This window comes from Paenibacillus spiritus (assembly GCF_008710135.1).
GTDB lineage: Bacteria > Bacillota > Bacilli > Paenibacillales > Paenibacillaceae > Paenibacillus_AQ > Paenibacillus_AQ glufosinatiresistens.
In genome coordinates this window covers 1-17,270 of record NZ_VYKK01000045.1, presented here as the reverse complement: position 1 = coordinate 17,270, position 17,270 = coordinate 1, and the positions used below count along the sequence as shown (strand labels likewise).

Sequence of the window (17,270 nt, the reverse complement as noted above, 5' to 3'; positions counted from 1 at the left end):
CATCTTCAAATTAACTCAATGAATAGTTTTCAGACATGACCTAGTGTTTTTTGTTTCGCATCATTAAAGGCATACGTACGAGATGTGAAAGCGGGCATAACAACAACACACTATAGGCAAGCGCATTACTTGTTGAACCACTTACATTATTAGCAATGATTAAAATAACGAACAGCACGATCGGAAGTATACAACACATCATCATCATCAGACGATGGGCTGGGCCTTTTTTATGATGATTGTTATGACTGTCATGCTGGTTATGGTTTCCGCAACAGCTCATGAAATAACCTCCTTAAACTTTAATCATATAGTCTATTAAATACTTACGCTCTGTTCAGGCATATCTTTCTTATGGTTTCTTTGCATCATTTCATCCATATTGGAATCCCGCATCATCTCATCCATTGTGGTATCTTCCATCATGTCCACCATATCCGGTTTTTTCATCATTTCACTCATGTCTTTATCTTCCATCATTTTTTCCATATCAAGTCCATTCATCATTTCGTCCATGCCTGGCTGCTTCATCATTTCAGACATATTGGTATTGCTCATCATATCCGTCATAACTTCATCGTTCATTGTATCGTTCATGTTCGCCATATGGTGAAAATACGTCTCCTGCTGAGCTACCTCTTGCTTGGAAGAAACATCCCCTTTGGAGATGTCGGAATCAACTCCTGTAGCGTATACTGCGGAACCGATTCCCAACGTCAATATAAAAGCACCCAAGCCAGTTAATAATTTCGCATTCATTTTTCTTTTCGCCTCCTGTAACTCCATGGTACAAGAGATCCTTGTGGAATTTATGTAGCATTTATGGGCTTTTAATGGAGAATACATTTTAATCCTTTCTCATATCACTGTTTGTAGGTAGAGGACACGCTTTACAAGTAGCTTATTCAACCAAACTCACATTAAAAGGAGGGATTAAAGTGTCATCCTTAGGACTTGCAGTTGTTTTTTATATCTTCATTTTGGTCTGGTCTTTTGTCATTATCCTGCGATTTAAGGCGACAGTTACAGAATCGATTCGAATGGTTTCGCCTATGGTAGTCGGGATGATTGTTGGTTTTGGAGGCGGTACTTTGAGCGGCCTCTATATTGCCGGCCCTGTTCAATCTTTGGTGTTAGGTGTCCTTCTAGGGATCTTTTCTGGAAGCATAATAGGAGGACTGATGGGTTTGGGGGCGTTCTTAAACGGAGCATCGTCTGGGATGATGGCCGGATTAATGGGGGTTATGCTGATACAAATGTTTCCTCAATCAGAATGGAAAGATGTTCTATTCTTTTTTATGGTCGTATCCGGATTCTTGCAATTTGCCCACACTTTATTGTTGCAGCGCTTATCTAGCGAGAACGTAATCGAAGGTACTTTTAAGGTCTTGAGTTCACCGCTATTCATGTTCCTCTTCATTTCAACAGTCCTTATGGTATATGTCACCGTTGCAAATCATAACGATCCTGAACAAGCGAAGCCGCTAGGTTTACAAAAAACGATTCAGAATACGAACCATACAAATCATTAATCTTTGAGGATCGGGTTCAATGTTCACATAAGATAGCTACCAGACAGTTTTAAAGTGGTAATATGAAGAGTTGGCCTTATATAAAAAAAAGCCACCATGACGTTCCCATGGTGGCAGATACAACTGTACTCCGCCATAACTGAAGAACACGGCAGAGCCGGTTTTAATCCATTCACCCCAGGCAAATGACTACTAGTTACTTGCGGAGCTATATCAATGATATCAACACTACCTATATGGTAGATCCAAAATAGCTATGCGATAAGCACAAAGGATGTTCTCTTCCACTCATGCACCTTACACCCTATGTACTGTCTCTTTCACCTGGTTCCTTGTGAAGAAATAAAGGAACACAGACAGAGAAATAACAAGAATACTCATACTCGTCCACTGACCTGCTGTCCAGCCTAACGCATAACGCGGTGAATCTCCACGCAGAAATTCCATAGAAAACCGGACCAGGGCATACATAATATTATAACTTAAAAATTGTCCACCTTTAGGCAACTTTATATTCTTCAAGACTAGAAGAATACCAAAGACGATTAAGTCAAGCTGACCTTCCCATATTTCAGCAGGCCATAACGGAACTGAACCATAGCGCTCGAAAGCTATAGTCCCTTCTGGATAAACAATTCCGAAGCCAGTCCCGGTCGGGGCCCCAAATGCATCTCCATTTAAAAAGCAGGCAATTCGGCCGACAGCTTGTCCAAATATGATTGCCGGCGCTAGAATATCCGCAAGTCCCCAAAAAGAAATCTTCTCTTTCCGCGCATAATAAGCTACCGCAATAAAACCACCTATTAACGCTCCCTGGATTGAAATGCCACCATTCCAAATCGCGAATATTTCCCCCAAATGTTTTGAATAATAACCCCACTGAAAAAAGAATACATGCCATATTCTTGCGCCAATTATTGCACTAAATATTACGTAGAAGACTAGATTCAATATATGTTTTTGATAGTTGGTCCCTCGAGCTAAATAATATGCAACACCTATCGCAAGTAGCACTGCCAACCCTACTATAACGCCATAGGATCTAATCGAAAGTCCTCCAACTTCGAATAAGATTACTCTCAAATCACTTCCTCCTTAGCCTCGTTATGGAGTAATACTGATACCATTCGGAGTTGTGCCTACGTTGATTGTTGTAATCACTTGATTTGTTTCATTATCGATCACTGTTACGGTGTTATCGAACATATTCGTTACAAAGATCTTGCTGCCATCCGGGCTGATGACTACACCATGCGCCCCTGTGCCTGTCTCAGTCGTTGCTGTTACTTGTTTTGTCCCGAGATCAATTTTTGAAATGCTATGTGACGGATTTTCTTCAGTACCTTGGTTCGCTATTACGGCATATTTATTATCAGCAGAAATGTATACCTGAGCAGGGCCATTACCGACAGGTACTTTTGTAATGTTAGAAGAATCCAAATCTACTACACCGGCTGCATTTTCTGCGTTTAATGGAACGACAAGGATTTTTCCATCACTCGTGATTCCCGTAGTTACAGGTGTGTTACCTACACTGATTTTTTGTTTTTCATTCATAGCATCCAAGTCCAACACACTTACCGTGTCTTCGGCCATATTTGCTATATAGGCATATTTGCTGTCTGCGGATATTCTAAATCCATGCGGTCCCGTTCCGGTTGGAATGGAATTTACTATTTTTAAGGACTTGGCATCAATTACAGATACATCGTTTCCTTCATTATTCGTAACCAATACATACTTCCCATCATTTGTGAATACAATATGAGCCGGATGAGCCCCGACCTCAACTTTTTGAATTAGTTCGTCTGATGATGTGCTAAAAAAATAAGCATACCCATTCATTTCATGTTCACTTTGCTCGTTCCCCGCTCCCTCTTCCATCTCCCCCATAGTAGGAACCACTGTAACTCCTACCGTTTTCCCATCGGGTGAAATTTGTACGTTATGAACCGAACCGTCAATATCGATCGACTTAATGACTTTGTATGTGGTTGCATCAATTTTAGTAATACTACCACCTTCATCAGCAGTATATAAAATCACTGGTGAGCTATTTTGGGAATTCGAGGTACCGGTAGTAGGTTCAGCATTTGTTGCAGTAGTTGCAGATGGAGTCGGATCTGAATTATTCTTTTGCGCCGATCCACAGGCAGTAATGCTAACACTTAAAATGGCTACGGTGAGGACATTCATCCACTTTTTTCTCATATTGTTCATCTCCATGAAGTTTACTTGTTAAGACTTCCCTAAAAATATAGCTAAATGTACATGCCATTTCTCTAAGTGTTTTTAATTTTAACTATCATTTATGTGTTAAGTATGTGTTTTTTGTGGGAAAACATCTTAATTAACATTCCAAATATTACGCCTAAACAAGTCTTTGAATCCTGTGATAGGATGACGTCAGTTTCACAAAAAACAAACGAAGGGAAGTCTATCATGAAAAAGAATTTTTCCATTTTATTGCTTTCTACCTCTCTGGCAATCAGTATATTCGGTGTGCAATCGACGACGTCATCCGCAGCTAGTTATACTTCGCAAGAGTCTATAAGTACTGTAAGGAATAGTATCATCTCCAAAGGAATGACATACTTAGGTACCCCGTATGAATTTGGATCCAGTAGAAGTAATACTAGAACCTTTGATTGCTCTGATTTCGTTAGACAAGCCTATCTTGAAGGGGCAGGAATCACTTTACCCTCTAATTCGAGAACTCAAGGTGCCTACATCAAGAGCAAAGGGTCTTATACAACAAATTGGAAAAGCCTAAAGCCTGGAGATATTATGTTCTTTATGTCTTACCGTGGAAATAAAGCTTCAGATTATCAAGGAATTAATAGAAATACAGCACGAATTACTCATAATGGAATCTATCTGGGAAACGGAAAAATCCTACAAACCTACTCTAAAAAATCGGGTGGAGTTCGAATCGATACGATTGAGGGTACTCAATGGGAAAAGCGCTTTCTTTTCGGAGGAAGTGTTTTAAAAAAGTAAGGCTGCATTAGCGTAGCATTCAGTAAATGGTTATATTTTTAAATCGAATTGCAAAAACCTCCAGATACATGTGTAAAAATCAACTAGATACAGCATTAAAATTTGCTACAGTAGCAATCTTCCACACGTTTTTAACAGTCTAATAGTTTGTTTTATTCTAACACCACTTACTGAAGTGACCTTTTCATTATGCAATCTACGTGTTTAACAGTTTTGGTAATATCAAAGATCCTAAATAAGAATGATCCTTATACTATCAAGCTTGAAAAGACTTGATAGTATTGGCTTTCATTTTTAATCCTACTTCTTATAGAGGTTTCCAATAGTTTCTCATGAGAATTATTTAATTCACATCGTTAGTCAAAGTTACCCATATTGAATTATTAAAACTAAACTAATTTTCTTCTTCGAATAACCAGTTTAGATCAACATTAAATTGTTTCCTTAATTCGAATAGAGTTTCAGCTGATGGTTTTGTTTTACCTTGCTCAATTTCACTAAGCCTTCCTTGTGAGATACGAATCTTTTCGGCAAAAGTTACTTGTTTCAAATTATGTTGCAGCCTAATAGCCTTAACTTTATCTCCAATTGCATTCATTTATCTCCCCCCTGTTAGAAAAACAACCAGAGCCATCCCAAGACTTCAGGACGGCTCTAGTTGTCTATATTGATGTATTCACTTTTTGGTCTATTCGTTTCAGAACACAAGATTAATGTAACTTTCCTGATAAGACCAATACTTTAATGTTCGGAACAACACATTAATGTAACAAATCAACCTGCTGTCCCCTCACAACTTCTCCTACTCCACCGTCACACTCTTCGCCAGGTTTCTCGGCTTGTCGACATCATGCTGCAGCGCCAGAGAGGCGTAGTAGGCCAGCAGTTGGGTGACAACAACCGACAGAGCCGGAGTCAGCAGCGGCAGGGTCTTCGGAATGACAAAAGCCTGATCGACAGATTTCAGCACGTCGTTGACGTGAGCTTCGTCGGTGATCGCCAGAACGTCGGCGCCGCGGGCCTTGACTTCCTTGATGTTGCTGATCGTCTTCTCGAGCACCGACTCCTGGGTCGCCAGGGCAATCACCGGAATGCCCTCTTCGATCAGCGCCAGCGTACCGTGCTTCAATTCGCCGGCAGCATAAGCTTCGGAGTGGATATAAGAGATCTCTTTCAACTTCAGCGAGCCTTCCTGGGCAACGGCCCAGTCAACGCCTCGTCCGAGGAAGAACAGGTGGTCATGCTCGGCAATCGACTCGGCATACAGCTTGATGGCTTCCTTCTGGGCCAGCACCTCTTCTACCTGCTCTGGCAGTTCGTTCATAGCGTCCAGAATGGCCTTTACCTGCTCCTCAGACTGCGTACCGCGGACTTCCGCCAGGTACAGAGCCAGAAGCGCGAACGCAATAACCTGGGAGGTATAAGCTTTGGTGGAAGCGACCGCAATCTCCGGCCCCGCCTGGGTAACCAGCACGCTGTCGGCCTCACGGGCGATCGAACTGCCCACCACATTCGTAATGGCCAGCACATGAGCGCCGCCGGCGTGGCCTTCACGCAGCGCAGCCAGCGTATCGGCCGTCTCGCCGGATTGGCTCACGACTATGACCAGTGTGCTCGGCGATACGATCGGCGAACGGTAACGGTACTCCGAAGCGATATCATTCTCGACCGGAATGCGCACCAGTCCTTCAATCATATTGCGTCCAACCAGACCGGCATGATAAGCCGTTCCGCAGGCCACGATCTGAATGTTCGTGATGTTCTTGATCTGTTCTTCCGTCAGGTTCAGCTCGGAGAGAATGACGCGGTTGCCTTCGGCATTGACCCGTCCGCGCATCGTGTCGCGGTAAGCCTTCGGCTGCTCATGAATTTCTTTCATCATGAAATGCTCAAAGCCGCCTTTTTCTGCGGTTACGGCATCCCAATCGACAGTCATCATTTCCCGAGCAATAAAATTCCCCTCGATGGTCATTAATTCGACAGCATCGCGGGTCAAAACGGCCATTTCGCCGTCGTTCAGAATATAGACGTTCCGGGTGTATTCCAGCAGTGCCGGAATATCCGATCCGATAAAGTTCTCGCCTTCGCCGATGCCAATAATCAGCGGGCTGGCCTGGCGGACAGCAACCAGTTTATCCGGTTCATACTCCGTCAGCACGCCCAGCGCAAAAGCTCCGCGCATGAACGTAATGGCCTTCTGCACCGCCTTGACGATGTCCCCTTCATATTCGCGTGCGATCAGATGAGAAATCACTTCGGTATCCGTCTCGGAGGAGAAATGGCAGCCCTGCTCCATCAGCTCTTCCTTGAGTTCCAGATAGTTCTCAATAATTCCGTTGTGCACGACCGAGAACTTGTGGCTCTCGTCCGTGTGCGGATGGGAATTGGCATCCGACGGTTTGCCGTGGGTCGCCCAGCGGGTATGACCGATGCCGGCGCTGCCGGCCAGCGGTGCATGACCGAGCTTTTCCTCCAGATTGGCAAGACGTCCCTGGGCCTTCGCGACCTGCAGACCGTCCTTGGTGAACACGGCGATGCCTGCGGAATCGTATCCGCGGTATTCCAGCTTCTTCAATCCTTCCACCAGAATTCCCTGCGAATCCCGACTACCAATATATCCCACGATACCACACATACTATTTTCCTCCGTCCAGTTGGTTGTATTCGGGCGGCATGAGGAAAGAAACGTGCCGTGCGGCATGTCGCAGCGAACAAGCGTTATTCAGTTGTCCCTTCAATACACTCTGCTGTCTTTCGATCACTCATGCACCTGCCCGTTGTTAGATCGTACAAGTGCGGCGCCCGCGGAAGCTTTGTCTGAGCGGTTGCCCTGCTCATTTTCCGTTCCCGCTTACGGCTCTGGCGCATCACCGGGAGGTCCCCGCCGAACATTTCGAACACCTCCACCTCGTCAGCTCAATCTGCCGTGACCCTGAAGTCCCCCGCGCAGTTCAAGCTCTGGCGCTTGCGTTGCTCTACCCCTATCCTCACTTTCTCCTTCGGAATCATGAAGCCTTAGTCTATTATATGCACCCAGAGCCGCTTTGGCAATCAAATAGGTCGAATGTCGCATGCAAAAAAACCGGCGAAACCGCGCTCACGCGCAGTCCGCCGGTCCCATATTCGCACAGCTCGCTTATACCAGCTCGCGCTGGACAACTTCCACAATCTGTCCCACATAGCGGTCCAGGTCTTCCTTCACCGGGCCTTCCGCCATAACGCGGATCAGCGGCTCCGTACCCGAAGGACGGACCAGCACGCGGCCGTTATCCCCGAGCTTCCCTTCCACCTCAAGGATGGCGGCCTCAATGGCCGGATTGTTCGGATAGTTCGTCTTGTCCTGTACCCGCACATTGACCAGAACCTGCGGATATTTCGTCATCATTGCCTTCAGCTCGCTGAGCGGCTTGCCCGAAGCGCGAAGCGTGTCCACAAGCTGGATTGCGGTCAGAATGCCGTCCCCGGTCGTATTGTAATCCAGGAAAATCACATGGCCGGACTGCTCCCCGCCCAGGTTATAGCCGCCGCGGCGCATTTCTTCCATCACATACCGGTCTCCGACCGCCGTCTTGGCCGTCTTCAGCGCCAGCTTCTCCGTCGCCTTGTAGAAGCCGATATTGCTCATCACCGTCGATACCACGGTGCCGCCCTTCAGCTTGCCGGCGCGGTTCATGGCATCCCCGCAGATGCAGAGAATGAAGTCGCCGTCTACCTCATCGCCTTGGTCGTCGATGGCAATCAGCCGGTCGGCGTCGCCGTCGAAGGCAAGGCCGAGATCGGCGCCCAGGCGCAGCACTTCTTCCCGCAGCTTCCCGGGATGCGTCGAGCCGTAGCCGTCGTTGATGTTCAGGCCGTCCGGCTCCGCTCCGATGGCGTGCACCTCCGCTCCCAGCTCGCGGAACAGGCGCGGCGCCAGTTCATACGCAGCACCGTGGGCGCAGTCCAGCACAATCTTCAGCCCTTCGAACGTGCCGGAGATCGTTGTCTTCAAATAATCCAGATAATGAAGCTTCGACTCCAGATCCACCCGTACCGTTCCCAGACCGGAACCGACCGGACGAGGCAGTTCGTCCTGCTCGGCATCCATCAGCTCTTCGATCCGGAGTTCCGTCTCGTCGGAGAGCTTGAAGCCGTCTCCGCCGAAGAATTTGATGCCGTTGTCTTCTACCGGATTATGCGACGCGGAGATCATGACCCCCGCATCTGCCTGAAGAAGACGCGTAATATAGGCTACCGCCGGGGTCGTGACAACACCCAGACGAATCACTTCCGCTCCGATCGACAGCATGCCGGCTACAAGCGCCGACTCCAGCAGCGGGCCCGAGATCCGGGTATCCATGCCGATGACGACTTTGGGCTTCTCCACATTGCCTGTGAGCACATAGCCCCCGCACCGTCCGATGCTGTAAGCCATCTCCGCCGTTAATTCCCGGTTCGCGACTCCGCGCACACCGTCCGTTCCAAAATACTTGCCCATATCTGCTCTCCTTTAATATGCTGTTCAGTTCAATGCCTGACATCATGATAACATATGAAGACCCGGCCGTAATGTGTTTTCCTTCTCAGTCCGGTCTCTTCAAGGCCGCACCATTTCGGGCGCCTCGCCTACCGTTGTGCGGTCAGGGCCGTCTCCCGCTTCCTCCTCGCTGGTGCTGCTCGGGGACGGAACCGCCCCGGAAGGCTTGCCGTCCGGCGATACCGTCGGCGCCGGGGCGGTCGGTTCTGTCCCGCTTGCCGGCTCGGCTGGCGGCTCCGGCGTGGCCGACGCCTCCGGGGATGCGCTGGGCAGCCCGCCGGACGCAGGCTTCTCGCTCAGCGCCACCGTTACCGTCAGCCGCTGCTCCGGCTGGCTTAGCGACACGAAGCGGGGCAGCGATACCTGCACCGGCACAACATGCTTGCCAGCGGCCAGCCCGCTCACATCGGCTACAGCCTTGATACTGGAAGCCGAGAGCTGCTGCAGAAGCGAGGAAGCCCCTGTCAGCTCGAGCGACACCTTCTGGTCTTCGGGAGCGGTCACCGCAGCTTTCATGCCGGCGGCGACTCCCTGAAGAGTTACCGGAATGTCCGAAATGGTCCGCTGCGCGGACTGCGAGACGCTGATGGCGACCTGAACCGTATCCGGTTCTACCCGCTCCGTTCCCTCGGGCAGCCGCGGCTTCAGCGTGAGCGTCGTTTCACCGCTCTGCCGGATGGCCCCCAGATCAATCACGGCCTCGCAGGCGTTGACGGAGGCCAGTGCCGCTTCGCTGCCGTATACCACCACATTATCCATTTCAGGCGTTACACTGGACAGGACGAGCGAATCCGCCAGCTGTCCCGTGTAGCTGAATTCCAGCGGAACCGTCTTATACGGGAGCGTAATCGGAATCACCACCGAGACGGTAGCCGGTTCGATCAGGGCATCCTTAAGCTCGTTGCCGTTGGCATCATAGGCATAGAGCTTCATTTTCTTAACCGATACGGTAGTCTTCTCGCCATCCAGTTCGACCGTTCCTCCCACTTTGGCTACACGGCTGAGGTCGCTGGTTGGCAGCGTCACCTTCGCTCCGCCTTCCGGCTGGATCACCGGCGTTCCGAGCAGATACCCTTCCGCCTGCGCCCCTTCCGTTCGGACGGTTACCGGGAACGTCTTCGTATTCCGGAGTTCAATCCGCACCGTCACCACATCGGGCGTCATCGCGATCAGGCTCACGCCCCGGGGAAGCCGGTAATGCAGCGGAATCGTATTAACGCCGGGCTGTACCTCGCTGAGATCCAGCGTAACCTTGTAAGCGTCGGACATGACGAAATTGATATCGTTATTCTTCCCTTGAACTTGCAGCCGGACCGAAGTCGTCTCCAGCGGGTCCATAACATACTTGTCCTCATCGAGACCCGATACCTGGATCGGCACGTTCTCGATGATTTTGGATTCGACTCGCGCCGCCGACTGGGAGGCCGGCATGGTGTTGTCGATATGAACCATCGTCCACAGAATGACGGCAAAAAGGAGCGCAAGGATTTTGTTGAAATTGTTGTTGTTCATGTTCATCCATTTATCCATTGCGTTTCTCCCCCTTTCTCCAGAAAGCGGGACGTCTCTTCTCCTTCAGCACGGAATGGGAACGAAGCTCCTCATACAGCTTGGAGATCAACGATTCTTCCTTAATATCGCGCACAATTTGCCCGTTCATGGCTAGCGAGATTTGTCCGGTCTCCTCCGAGACTACGACCGAGACGGAATCCGCCACTTCGCTGATGCCGATGGCCGCCCGGTGCCGGGTGCCCAGCTCCTTGCTGATGAACGGATTCTCCGACAAGGGCAGATAGCAGGCCGCAGCCGCAATCTGGTTGCCCTGCATAATCAGCGCTCCGTCATGCAGCGGTGTATTCGGGATAAAGATATTGATCAGCAGCTCCGAACTGACCATGGATTGCATCGGAATGCCCGATTCCGTATATTCATTGAGACCTGTGGCGCGTTCAAAAACAATTAACGCCCCTATTTTTCGCCGGGCTAAATAATTAACCGCCTTAATCACTTCGCCGATTAACTTGCTGATCTCCTCGTCGTTCTCCGACGAGCGCCCAAAGAACTTCCCCCGGCCCAGCTGCTCCAGCCCCCGCCGAAGCTCCGGTTGGAAGATGATGAATACGGCCAGCACCCCGAAGGTGAACATCTGGTTCATCAGCCATTTGAGCGTATACAGATCCAGCAGCGTGCTGAATGCCCAGATGACCACGAGGACCAAAATTCCCTTGAGCAGCTGAACCGCCCGTGTGCCGCGAACCATATTGAGAACTTTATAAATGATATAACTGACGATCAGAATATCGATGATATCTTTCATGGACTCTTTCCAGGTCAAGTCCGTAAAATAGTTCATTTCGCAAAAACCCCCGTCGCCTTCAGTTTGCTGGGTTTATGTATCGGTTCGCTTTCATTTGTAGTTCTAGGTTATAACGTTCGGGGCCATGTTGCAAGTTTAGCCCATCGTCTGACAAATATTCTCTGCCCGGTGCCCCTCAAATTAAAGAAGCGCCGCTTTCCTTAGAAAGAGGCGCCAACATACCCGCCGTCATCCGGCAGAGATTCAGTTAACGGTACACCGCGTCCGGAAACAGATGCGTGAGTTTGTACCAAATCCAGCTCACCGTCTGGTCTATGCTCTTCACCTGTCCGGAAATCTGGGCAGTAGACGCTTTGTACAAGGAACCGTCGATTACAGTCAAGTTGCCGTTGACTTCGCCGTAGACCCGGGTCTTCCCGTTCTCCACCGTCAAATCGCCGGCAATCTTGGTGCCGTTCGGCACAATCACGGTATCTCCCTGAATGACCACCTGATCCAGATCATTGCCTTTGACCACAAGCTGATTGTCCTGATTGCGGAAGGTGAGCGTGCTCATCAGCATGACCAGCAGGAAGAAGGAAGCGGCCGTAACAGCCGGATGGCTCTTGATCCAGGCAAGGAACCGTTTCTCTTTCTTTGCCGGAGGCAGCGCGCCCATGATCTTGCCCATCAGGTCATCCGATGCTGAAGGCGTATGGTGCATCATGGAGAATAACAGCAGATCCGTCTGTTCCAGCTCTTTGAACTTCGCACGGCAATCCGGACAGGATAGAAGATGCTCCTTCAATTCCCGCTGCTGCGATCCGGGCAAGTCGTCGTCCAGGTAGTCGTGCATCATAGAGACGGCCAGTTTGCATTCCATAGGAGCCAATCCTTTCATGAAGCTATTTCAGTTGTGAACCGGGTGCGATAAGGGCTTGCTCCCCTTCATACGTGCCAGCCGGTCGAAGGTTTCATTTTGAAATCCTTCATTTTTACATTTTGGGGCCTAATTTCTGCCGCAAAAATTCACGCCCGCGGTGAACGCGCGTCTTGATCGTCGTGACCGGCATGTCCAGCACTTCGCTGATCTCTTGAAGAGACAAATCCTGCAAGTACCGCAGAATCATGACCGACCGGTATTTCACCGGAAGGCTGTCGATTGCCTCATGGATCATCTGCTGGGTCTCCGACAGCAGCAGCTCGCTCTCCGGCGTGACGTTGTCGCTTGGAATAAGCGAATACCCGTCAAGCCCTTCCTGATCCGGCAGCTCGGCATCCAGCGAGAAAGACGGCTTGCGCTTGCGCAGTCGGTCAATGCAGAGGTTCGTGGCGATCCGGTAGATCCAGGTCGAGAACTTCTGCTTCTCGTCATATCGGTCCAGATTGCGGTAGACCCGCAGGAAGGTCTCCTGCACAATATCCTCCGCCTCGTGGCGATTGTTCAACATCCGGTAGCCCAGATGATAAATGCGATCCTTATATAGTTCTACAATTTCGGCAAAAGCGCTTTGGTCGCCCTTCAGGGCAAGCCTCGTTAGCCTGCCTTCCAAATTCTCCACCCGTGAACTCCCCCAGACTTGCCGCCACCTTGTTGTATAATCTCCCATATTCTAACGCACAAGCAATTAAATCGTAATTCAACACTGGCCAAAAATCAAGGCATGTTAGAAAAAGAACCGGCTCAACCGGCGGCGTACCAAGCCGCCCGGATGAACCGGTTCTGATTATCCTTGTGCCGCCGGGCAGCCGGCGAGCCGGCAGGCTGAACGATCAGCCCGTATTGCGCATTCCTGCGGCAATCCCGTTGATCGTCAGCAGTACTTCCCGCAGCAGCTCCGGATCATCCTGGTCGTTCTCGCGCAGAGCCCGCAGTTCCATCAGAAGCTGTACCTGCAAGTAGCTAAGCGGATCGACGTACGGATTGCGGAGCCGGATCGATTCCTGAATGACCGGCACATTATCGAGGATATCCTGCTGGCCGGTGATCTTCAGAATCAGCTCGGAAGTCAGCCGGAATTCCTCTTCAATGAAACCAAAGATGCGCTGACGCGCCTCCTCGTTCTTGGACATCTTCGTATACTCTTTGGCAATGATGAGATCCGCCTTGACGATGGCCGTCTGCAGCGTATCAATCAGTGAAGTGAAGAACGAGAAGTTCTCATACATCTGCTTCAGGATGTTCAGATTCTCTTCCTTGCCGTCATAGAAGCTCTGCAGCCCGGTTCCCGCCGCATACCAGGCAGGCAGCAGATAGCGGCTCTGCGTCCAGGCGAACACCCAAGGAATGGCCCGCAGGTCCTCGAAGCGGTCGCTGTTCTTCCGTTTCGACGGACGGGAACCGATATTCAGCTCTCCGACTTCCGGAAGCGGCGTCGATTCCTTGAAGAAGGACAGGAAGTCGGGATCGCGGAAGATCAGATCCTGATACTTGTTCAGCGACACTTCCGAAATCTTGGCTACAATCTCTTCCCATTTGGCTTCGTAGAGATCGCTGTGCGGCGTTCTGGCATTGATGGCTGCCGTAATGAGCGCCGACGTCGCCTGCTCCAGACTCCGGTAGGCAATCCCCTGCATGGAGTAGCGGGAGGAGATTACTTCGCCCTGCTCCGTAATCTTGATGCCGCCGCCGATTGTTGAAGGCGGCTGAGCCAGAATGCTGCGGTTCAGCGGCATCCCTCCGCGGCCCAGAGCGCCTCCGCGGCCGTGGAAGAACTTCAGCTTGATTCCGTAAGACTCGGCGGTAGCGGTCAATTCCTTAAGCGCTACGCGCAGCTCCCAGTTGGCCGTCACCACGCCGCCGTCCTTGTTGCTGTCCGAATAACCCAGCATGATCTCTTGAAGGTCATTCATTGCCGTGACAGCCTGCCGGTAAATCGGCAGATCCAGCACGGTACGCATAATTTGCGGAGCGTTGTGCAGGTCGTCAATGGTTTCGAACAACGGTACCGCCTGAAGTGTGCAGACGACCGTTCCGTCATTGTCTTTGCGGAAGAGTCCGACTTCCTTGGCGAATACCATAACCTCCAGGATGTCGCTGGCCGCTTCGGCCATACTGATCAGATAGGAAGTGATGCATTTCTGCCCGTACTCTTCCTGAGCCCGGAATACCGTGCGATACACTTCCAGACATTCCTCCGTGCTCTCCGTGTACGTCTGGTACGGGGAGGTCAGCGGACGAGGATCGTTCAGCAGCTGCTCCAGCAGCTTCACCTTCTCATGCTCTTCCAGCTGAGAGTAATCCTCCGCGATGTTCATCTTCCGAAGAATTTCGCACATCGCATTCTCATGTTCCTTGCTGTGCTGGCGGATATCCAGCGTTGCTGTATGGAATCCGAATAGCTCAACCTGGCGGATAAGCTTCTTGATATAAGTATCGGCGACATAGTCGGCATAGTGATGACGAAGACTGCGGTCAATAATCTTCAAGTCTTCAATGAACTCCTCCGGCGACGCATAGCGCTGGGGCGTCCCTTTGGTCTCATCATCCAGCACGCTCTGCGTCTTGTGGATCATATAGCTCAGCTTAATCCGGTAAGGCTCATTGGCGTTGCGCCAAGCCTCTCCCCGTTCCAGCGTAATGACTGCACGGTCCTTGGCGATCGACTCCTGCAGCTCCGGCGTTACCTTGATAATGCTGGTGCTGAAGCTGAGATACTTCATCAGCTCGCGCATAATGCGCTGATATTCCCGAATAGCCAGAATCCGCTGCAGCCGCATAGTCTGAAGCGTTACGGAAGCTGTGACCGACGGATTCCCGTCGCGGTCCCCGCCAATCCAGGAGCCGAATCGCAGATAGGTCGGCACATGCCAGTTCTGCCCCGGATAATACTTGCTCAGGCAGCGTTCCAGCTCGGCGTACACTTCTGGCAGCACATGAAAAATCGTCTCATGGAAGTAGTACATCCCATTTCGCACTTCATCGAGTACAGTGGGCTTCCGGTCACGGAGCTCGTCGGTCTGCCACAGGGTTATCACTTCGTTCAGCAGCTTCTCGCGGAGCTGTTCCCGTTCTCTGAACGTGAGTGTCGGATTATCCAGCCCCATCACATCGTCGGAAATGCGCTTGTGGATGTCGAGAATGGCTCTGCGCATCGCTTCGGTCGGGTGGGCGGTCATGACCAGTTCCAGTGAGAGACCGCTGATAATCTCATGAACTTCCTCTTGGGAAAATCCCCGTTCGCGCAGTTCCTGAACCGCGCTCTCAATCGAACCCGGCTGCACCGTCTCGCCGGCCGAGCGTTCGTAATCGCGTTTGCGGCGAATCCGATGATTCTGCTCGGCAATGTTCACGAGCTGAAAATAAATTGCAAAAGCACGAATTACCTGATGACGGTTCTCCGGATCCAGTGAACTGATCATCTCTTTAAACTCCGTGTGCAGTTCGGGTAAAAACAATGAACGCAGCGATTTGCTCGTCTCGCGAATCTTCTCCACGATCTCCAGCAATTCATTACCGCCTTGATGAACCAAGACTTCGCCCAAAATATTTCCCAGGAACCGTACGTCTCGCCGAAGCAAGTTATTGGAGTTGCTCTTGCTTACGGCAGTCGTAAGTTCGGTCATGCTGCTCCCCCCATCCTTATAACGATCAATCACGATGCGGGCGTATGCCGACGTTCATCGTGAGACTTACCCCATATCATACAATAAAATGAATCCTAATCTCCACCTTGTTGCGCGGTAAAGCGGTGCAGACTTTAAGATTATACAACACTTTTTTTGAGTGTGCAGTATTTTTTATAGGCGGAAAAAGCTTCTTTTGCAGAAAAAACCTCTTGCCGCAAGCAGCAAGAGGTCTATGCCAGTCAAAAATTGAGTAAGCGGGTGATGGGAATCGAACCCACGCTACCAGCTTGGAAGGCTGGAGTTCTACCATTGAACTACACCCGCATATGAAACTAAGAATCGGGATGACACGATTCGAACATGCGACCCCCTGGTCCCAAACCAGGTGCTCTACCAAGCTGAGCTACATCCCGTTATTTAATGGCGCGCCCTGAGAGATTCGAACTCCCGACCTTTTGATTCGTAGTCAAACGCTCTATCCAGCTGAGCTAAGGGCGCAAAATGGAGCGGACGACGGGAATCGAACCCGCGACCCTCGCCTTGGCAAGGCGATGCTCTACCGCTGAGCCACGTCCGCTTAAATATGGTGCGCGTGAAGGGACTCGAACCCCCACGTCAAAGACGCTAGATCCTAAGTCTAGTGCGTCTGCCAATTCCGCCACACGCGCAGATAAACAAGAAAAAGTGAGCCATGAAGGACTCGAACCTTCGACACCCTGATTAAAAGTCAGGTGCTCTACCAACTGAGCTAATGGCTCATGTCTGATGGGTTCCCCGAATTATAATCGGATTCATCATCTAAACTCAACCACCGTCTAACTGAATTGGCTGGGGATATAGGATTCGAACCTATGCATGACGGAGTCAAAGTCCGTTGCCTTACCGCTTGGCTAATCCCCAACATCGGATACCTAACTAGGATGCCCACATTCATTTCTGAATATCAGAAACAAAAATGGTGGAGGCTGAGGGGTTCGAACCCCCGACCCTCTGCTTGTAAGGCAGATGCTCTCCCAGCTGAGCTAAGCCTCCCTATGTATGCATATCCTACAGGGACTAGACAATAATGGTGACCCGTAGGGGATTCGAACCCCTGTTACCTCCGTGAAAGGGAGGTGTCTTAACCCCTTGACCAACGGGCCACAAGAAATGGAGCTCTCAACCGGGATCGAACCGGTGACCTCATCCTTACCATGGATGCACTCTACCTACTGAGCTATGAGAGCATGGCTCCCCGAACAGGACTCGAACCTGTGACAACTCGATTAACAGTCGAGTGCTCTACCAACTGAGCTATCAGGGAATATGAAACTGCTTGGCGGCGTCCTACTCTCCCAGGACCCTTCGGTCCAAGTAC

The 17,270-nt window shown here is 50.4% G+C and carries 13 protein-coding genes and 11 tRNA genes; 2 read left to right on the top strand and 22 right to left on the bottom strand.

Features of this window, described 5'->3' with window-relative positions; genetic code table 11:
- Positions 1 to 318 precede the first annotated feature (318 nt).
- On the bottom strand, positions 319 to 759 hold the full coding sequence (locus tag F4V43_RS19520; protein WP_090714428.1) for a hypothetical protein: 441 nt from the start codon (positions 757 to 759) through the stop codon (positions 319 to 321).
- A 179-nt stretch (positions 760 to 938) separates the two neighbouring features.
- On the opposite strand from F4V43_RS19520, the gene F4V43_RS19515 reads away from it, so the two are divergent.
- The gene (locus F4V43_RS19515) at positions 939 to 1,532 is read left to right on the top strand and encodes a hypothetical protein (RefSeq protein ID WP_068724079.1); all 594 of its coding nucleotides are present in this window, start codon (positions 939 to 941) and stop codon (positions 1,530 to 1,532) included.
- Between the two features lie 297 nt (positions 1,533 to 1,829).
- Here the strand turns inward: F4V43_RS19515 and lgt are convergent, their stop codons facing one another.
- Together lgt and F4V43_RS19505 are read right to left on the bottom strand one after the other, a co-directional pair.
- Positions 1,830 to 2,615: a prolipoprotein diacylglyceryl transferase gene (lgt, locus tag F4V43_RS19510; protein ID WP_090714426.1), complete on the bottom strand. Its 786-nt coding sequence runs from the start codon at positions 2,613 to 2,615 to the stop codon at positions 1,830 to 1,832.
- A 21-nt stretch (positions 2,616 to 2,636) separates the two neighbouring features.
- Positions 2,637 to 3,743 carry a beta-propeller fold lactonase family protein gene (locus F4V43_RS19505; protein ID WP_090714425.1) on the bottom strand — a complete coding sequence of 369 codons (1,107 nt, stop codon included), beginning with the start codon at positions 3,741 to 3,743 and terminating at the stop codon, positions 2,637 to 2,639.
- A 231-nt stretch (positions 3,744 to 3,974) separates the two neighbouring features.
- On the opposite strand from F4V43_RS19505, the gene F4V43_RS19500 reads away from it, so the two are divergent.
- A complete protein-coding gene (locus tag F4V43_RS19500; RefSeq protein WP_223879977.1) occupies positions 3,975 to 4,532 on the top strand; it encodes a C40 family peptidase in 558 nt (185 codons plus the stop codon).
- Between the two features lie 394 nt (positions 4,533 to 4,926).
- Here F4V43_RS19500 and F4V43_RS19495 read toward each other — a convergent pair whose 3' ends face one another.
- The 19 genes from F4V43_RS19495 to F4V43_RS19405 form a co-directional block, all read right to left on the bottom strand.
- A complete protein-coding gene (locus F4V43_RS19495) occupies positions 4,927 to 5,130 on the bottom strand; it encodes a helix-turn-helix domain-containing protein (protein WP_090714422.1) in 204 nt (67 codons plus the stop codon).
- Between the two features lie 204 nt (positions 5,131 to 5,334).
- Positions 5,335 to 7,167 (bottom strand): glutamine--fructose-6-phosphate transaminase (isomerizing), encoded by a 1,833-nt coding sequence (glmS, locus tag F4V43_RS19490; RefSeq protein ID WP_150459921.1) that lies wholly within the window; start codon positions 7,165 to 7,167, stop codon positions 5,335 to 5,337.
- Positions 7,168 to 7,668: 501 nt separating this feature from the next.
- Complete coding sequence (gene glmM, locus F4V43_RS19485; protein WP_150459920.1) at positions 7,669 to 9,009, bottom strand: phosphoglucosamine mutase; 1,341 nt, start codon at positions 9,007 to 9,009, stop codon at positions 7,669 to 7,671.
- Between the two features lie 99 nt (positions 9,010 to 9,108).
- Positions 9,109 to 10,578: a CdaR family protein gene (locus F4V43_RS19480; protein ID WP_150459919.1), complete on the bottom strand. Its 1,470-nt coding sequence runs from the start codon at positions 10,576 to 10,578 to the stop codon at positions 9,109 to 9,111.
- Entirely contained in the window at positions 10,571 to 11,401 is an 831-nt protein-coding gene (cdaA, locus tag F4V43_RS19475; protein WP_150459918.1) for a diadenylate cyclase CdaA, read from the bottom strand. Before cdaA ends, F4V43_RS19480 begins: the two co-directional genes overlap by 8 nt.
- Positions 11,402 to 11,612: 211 nt before the next feature.
- Positions 11,613 to 12,227, bottom strand: coding sequence for a zf-HC2 domain-containing protein (locus tag F4V43_RS19470; protein WP_150459917.1), 615 nt, complete (start codon positions 12,225 to 12,227; stop codon positions 11,613 to 11,615).
- A gap of 112 nt (positions 12,228 to 12,339) precedes the next feature.
- On the bottom strand, positions 12,340 to 12,906 hold the full coding sequence (gene sigW / locus F4V43_RS19465) for an RNA polymerase sigma factor SigW (RefSeq protein ID WP_150459916.1): 567 nt from the start codon (positions 12,904 to 12,906) through the stop codon (positions 12,340 to 12,342).
- 211 nt (positions 12,907 to 13,117) lie between these two features.
- On the bottom strand, positions 13,118 to 15,910 hold the full coding sequence (gene ppc, locus F4V43_RS19460) for a phosphoenolpyruvate carboxylase (RefSeq protein WP_150459915.1): 2,793 nt from the start codon (positions 15,908 to 15,910) through the stop codon (positions 13,118 to 13,120).
- A gap of 256 nt (positions 15,911 to 16,166) precedes the next feature.
- Positions 16,167 to 16,237, bottom strand: a tRNA-Gly gene (locus F4V43_RS19455).
- 15 nt (positions 16,238 to 16,252) lie between these two features.
- Positions 16,253 to 16,326: transfer RNA gene (locus F4V43_RS19450), tRNA-Pro, on the bottom strand.
- Between the two features lie 8 nt (positions 16,327 to 16,334).
- Positions 16,335 to 16,411, bottom strand: a tRNA-Arg gene (locus tag F4V43_RS19445).
- Between the two features lie 4 nt (positions 16,412 to 16,415).
- Positions 16,416 to 16,490 (bottom strand) — tRNA-Gly (locus F4V43_RS19440).
- Positions 16,491 to 16,497: 7 nt separating this feature from the next.
- Positions 16,498 to 16,581: transfer RNA gene (locus tag F4V43_RS19435), tRNA-Leu, on the bottom strand.
- A gap of 17 nt (positions 16,582 to 16,598) precedes the next feature.
- Positions 16,599 to 16,671: transfer RNA gene (locus tag F4V43_RS19430), tRNA-Lys, on the bottom strand.
- Between the two features lie 67 nt (positions 16,672 to 16,738).
- Positions 16,739 to 16,813, bottom strand: a tRNA-Gln gene (locus F4V43_RS19425).
- Positions 16,814 to 16,869: 56 nt separating this feature from the next.
- Positions 16,870 to 16,945 (bottom strand) — tRNA-Val (locus tag F4V43_RS19420).
- A gap of 35 nt (positions 16,946 to 16,980) precedes the next feature.
- Positions 16,981 to 17,055: transfer RNA gene (locus tag F4V43_RS19415), tRNA-Glu, on the bottom strand.
- A gap of 8 nt (positions 17,056 to 17,063) precedes the next feature.
- Positions 17,064 to 17,139: transfer RNA gene (locus tag F4V43_RS19410), tRNA-Thr, on the bottom strand.
- 1 nt (position 17,140) lies between these two features.
- A tRNA-Asn gene (locus F4V43_RS19405) sits at positions 17,141 to 17,216 on the bottom strand.
- Between the last annotated feature and the right edge of the window lie 54 nt (positions 17,217 to 17,270).

Bases quoted from the DNA above. Each gene is read 5' to 3' on its own strand.
- F4V43_RS19520 (WP_090714428.1), bottom strand. From the start codon at position 759: ATGAATGCGAAATTATTAACTGGCTTGGGTGCTTTTATATTGACGTTG.
- F4V43_RS19505 (WP_090714425.1), bottom strand. From the start codon at position 3,743: ATGAGAAAAAAGTGGATGAATGTCCTCACCGTAGCCATTTTAAGTGTT.
- F4V43_RS19500 (WP_223879977.1), top strand. From the start codon at position 3,975: ATGAAAAAGAATTTTTCCATTTTATTGCTTTCTACCTCTCTGGCAATC.
- F4V43_RS19495 (WP_090714422.1), bottom strand. From the start codon at position 5,130: ATGAATGCAATTGGAGATAAAGTTAAGGCTATTAGGCTGCAACATAAT.
- glmS (WP_150459921.1), bottom strand. From the start codon at position 7,167: ATGTGTGGTATCGTGGGATATATTGGTAGTCGGGATTCGCAGGGAATT.
- glmM (WP_150459920.1), bottom strand. From the start codon at position 9,009: ATGGGCAAGTATTTTGGAACGGACGGTGTGCGCGGAGTCGCGAACCGG.
- F4V43_RS19480 (WP_150459919.1), bottom strand. From the start codon at position 10,578: ATGGATAAATGGATGAACATGAACAACAACAATTTCAACAAAATCCTT.
- cdaA (WP_150459918.1), bottom strand. From the start codon at position 11,401: ATGAACTATTTTACGGACTTGACCTGGAAAGAGTCCATGAAAGATATC.
- F4V43_RS19470 (WP_150459917.1), bottom strand. From the start codon at position 12,227: ATGGAATGCAAACTGGCCGTCTCTATGATGCACGACTACCTGGACGAC.
- ppc (WP_150459915.1), bottom strand. From the start codon at position 15,910: ATGACCGAACTTACGACTGCCGTAAGCAAGAGCAACTCCAATAACTTG.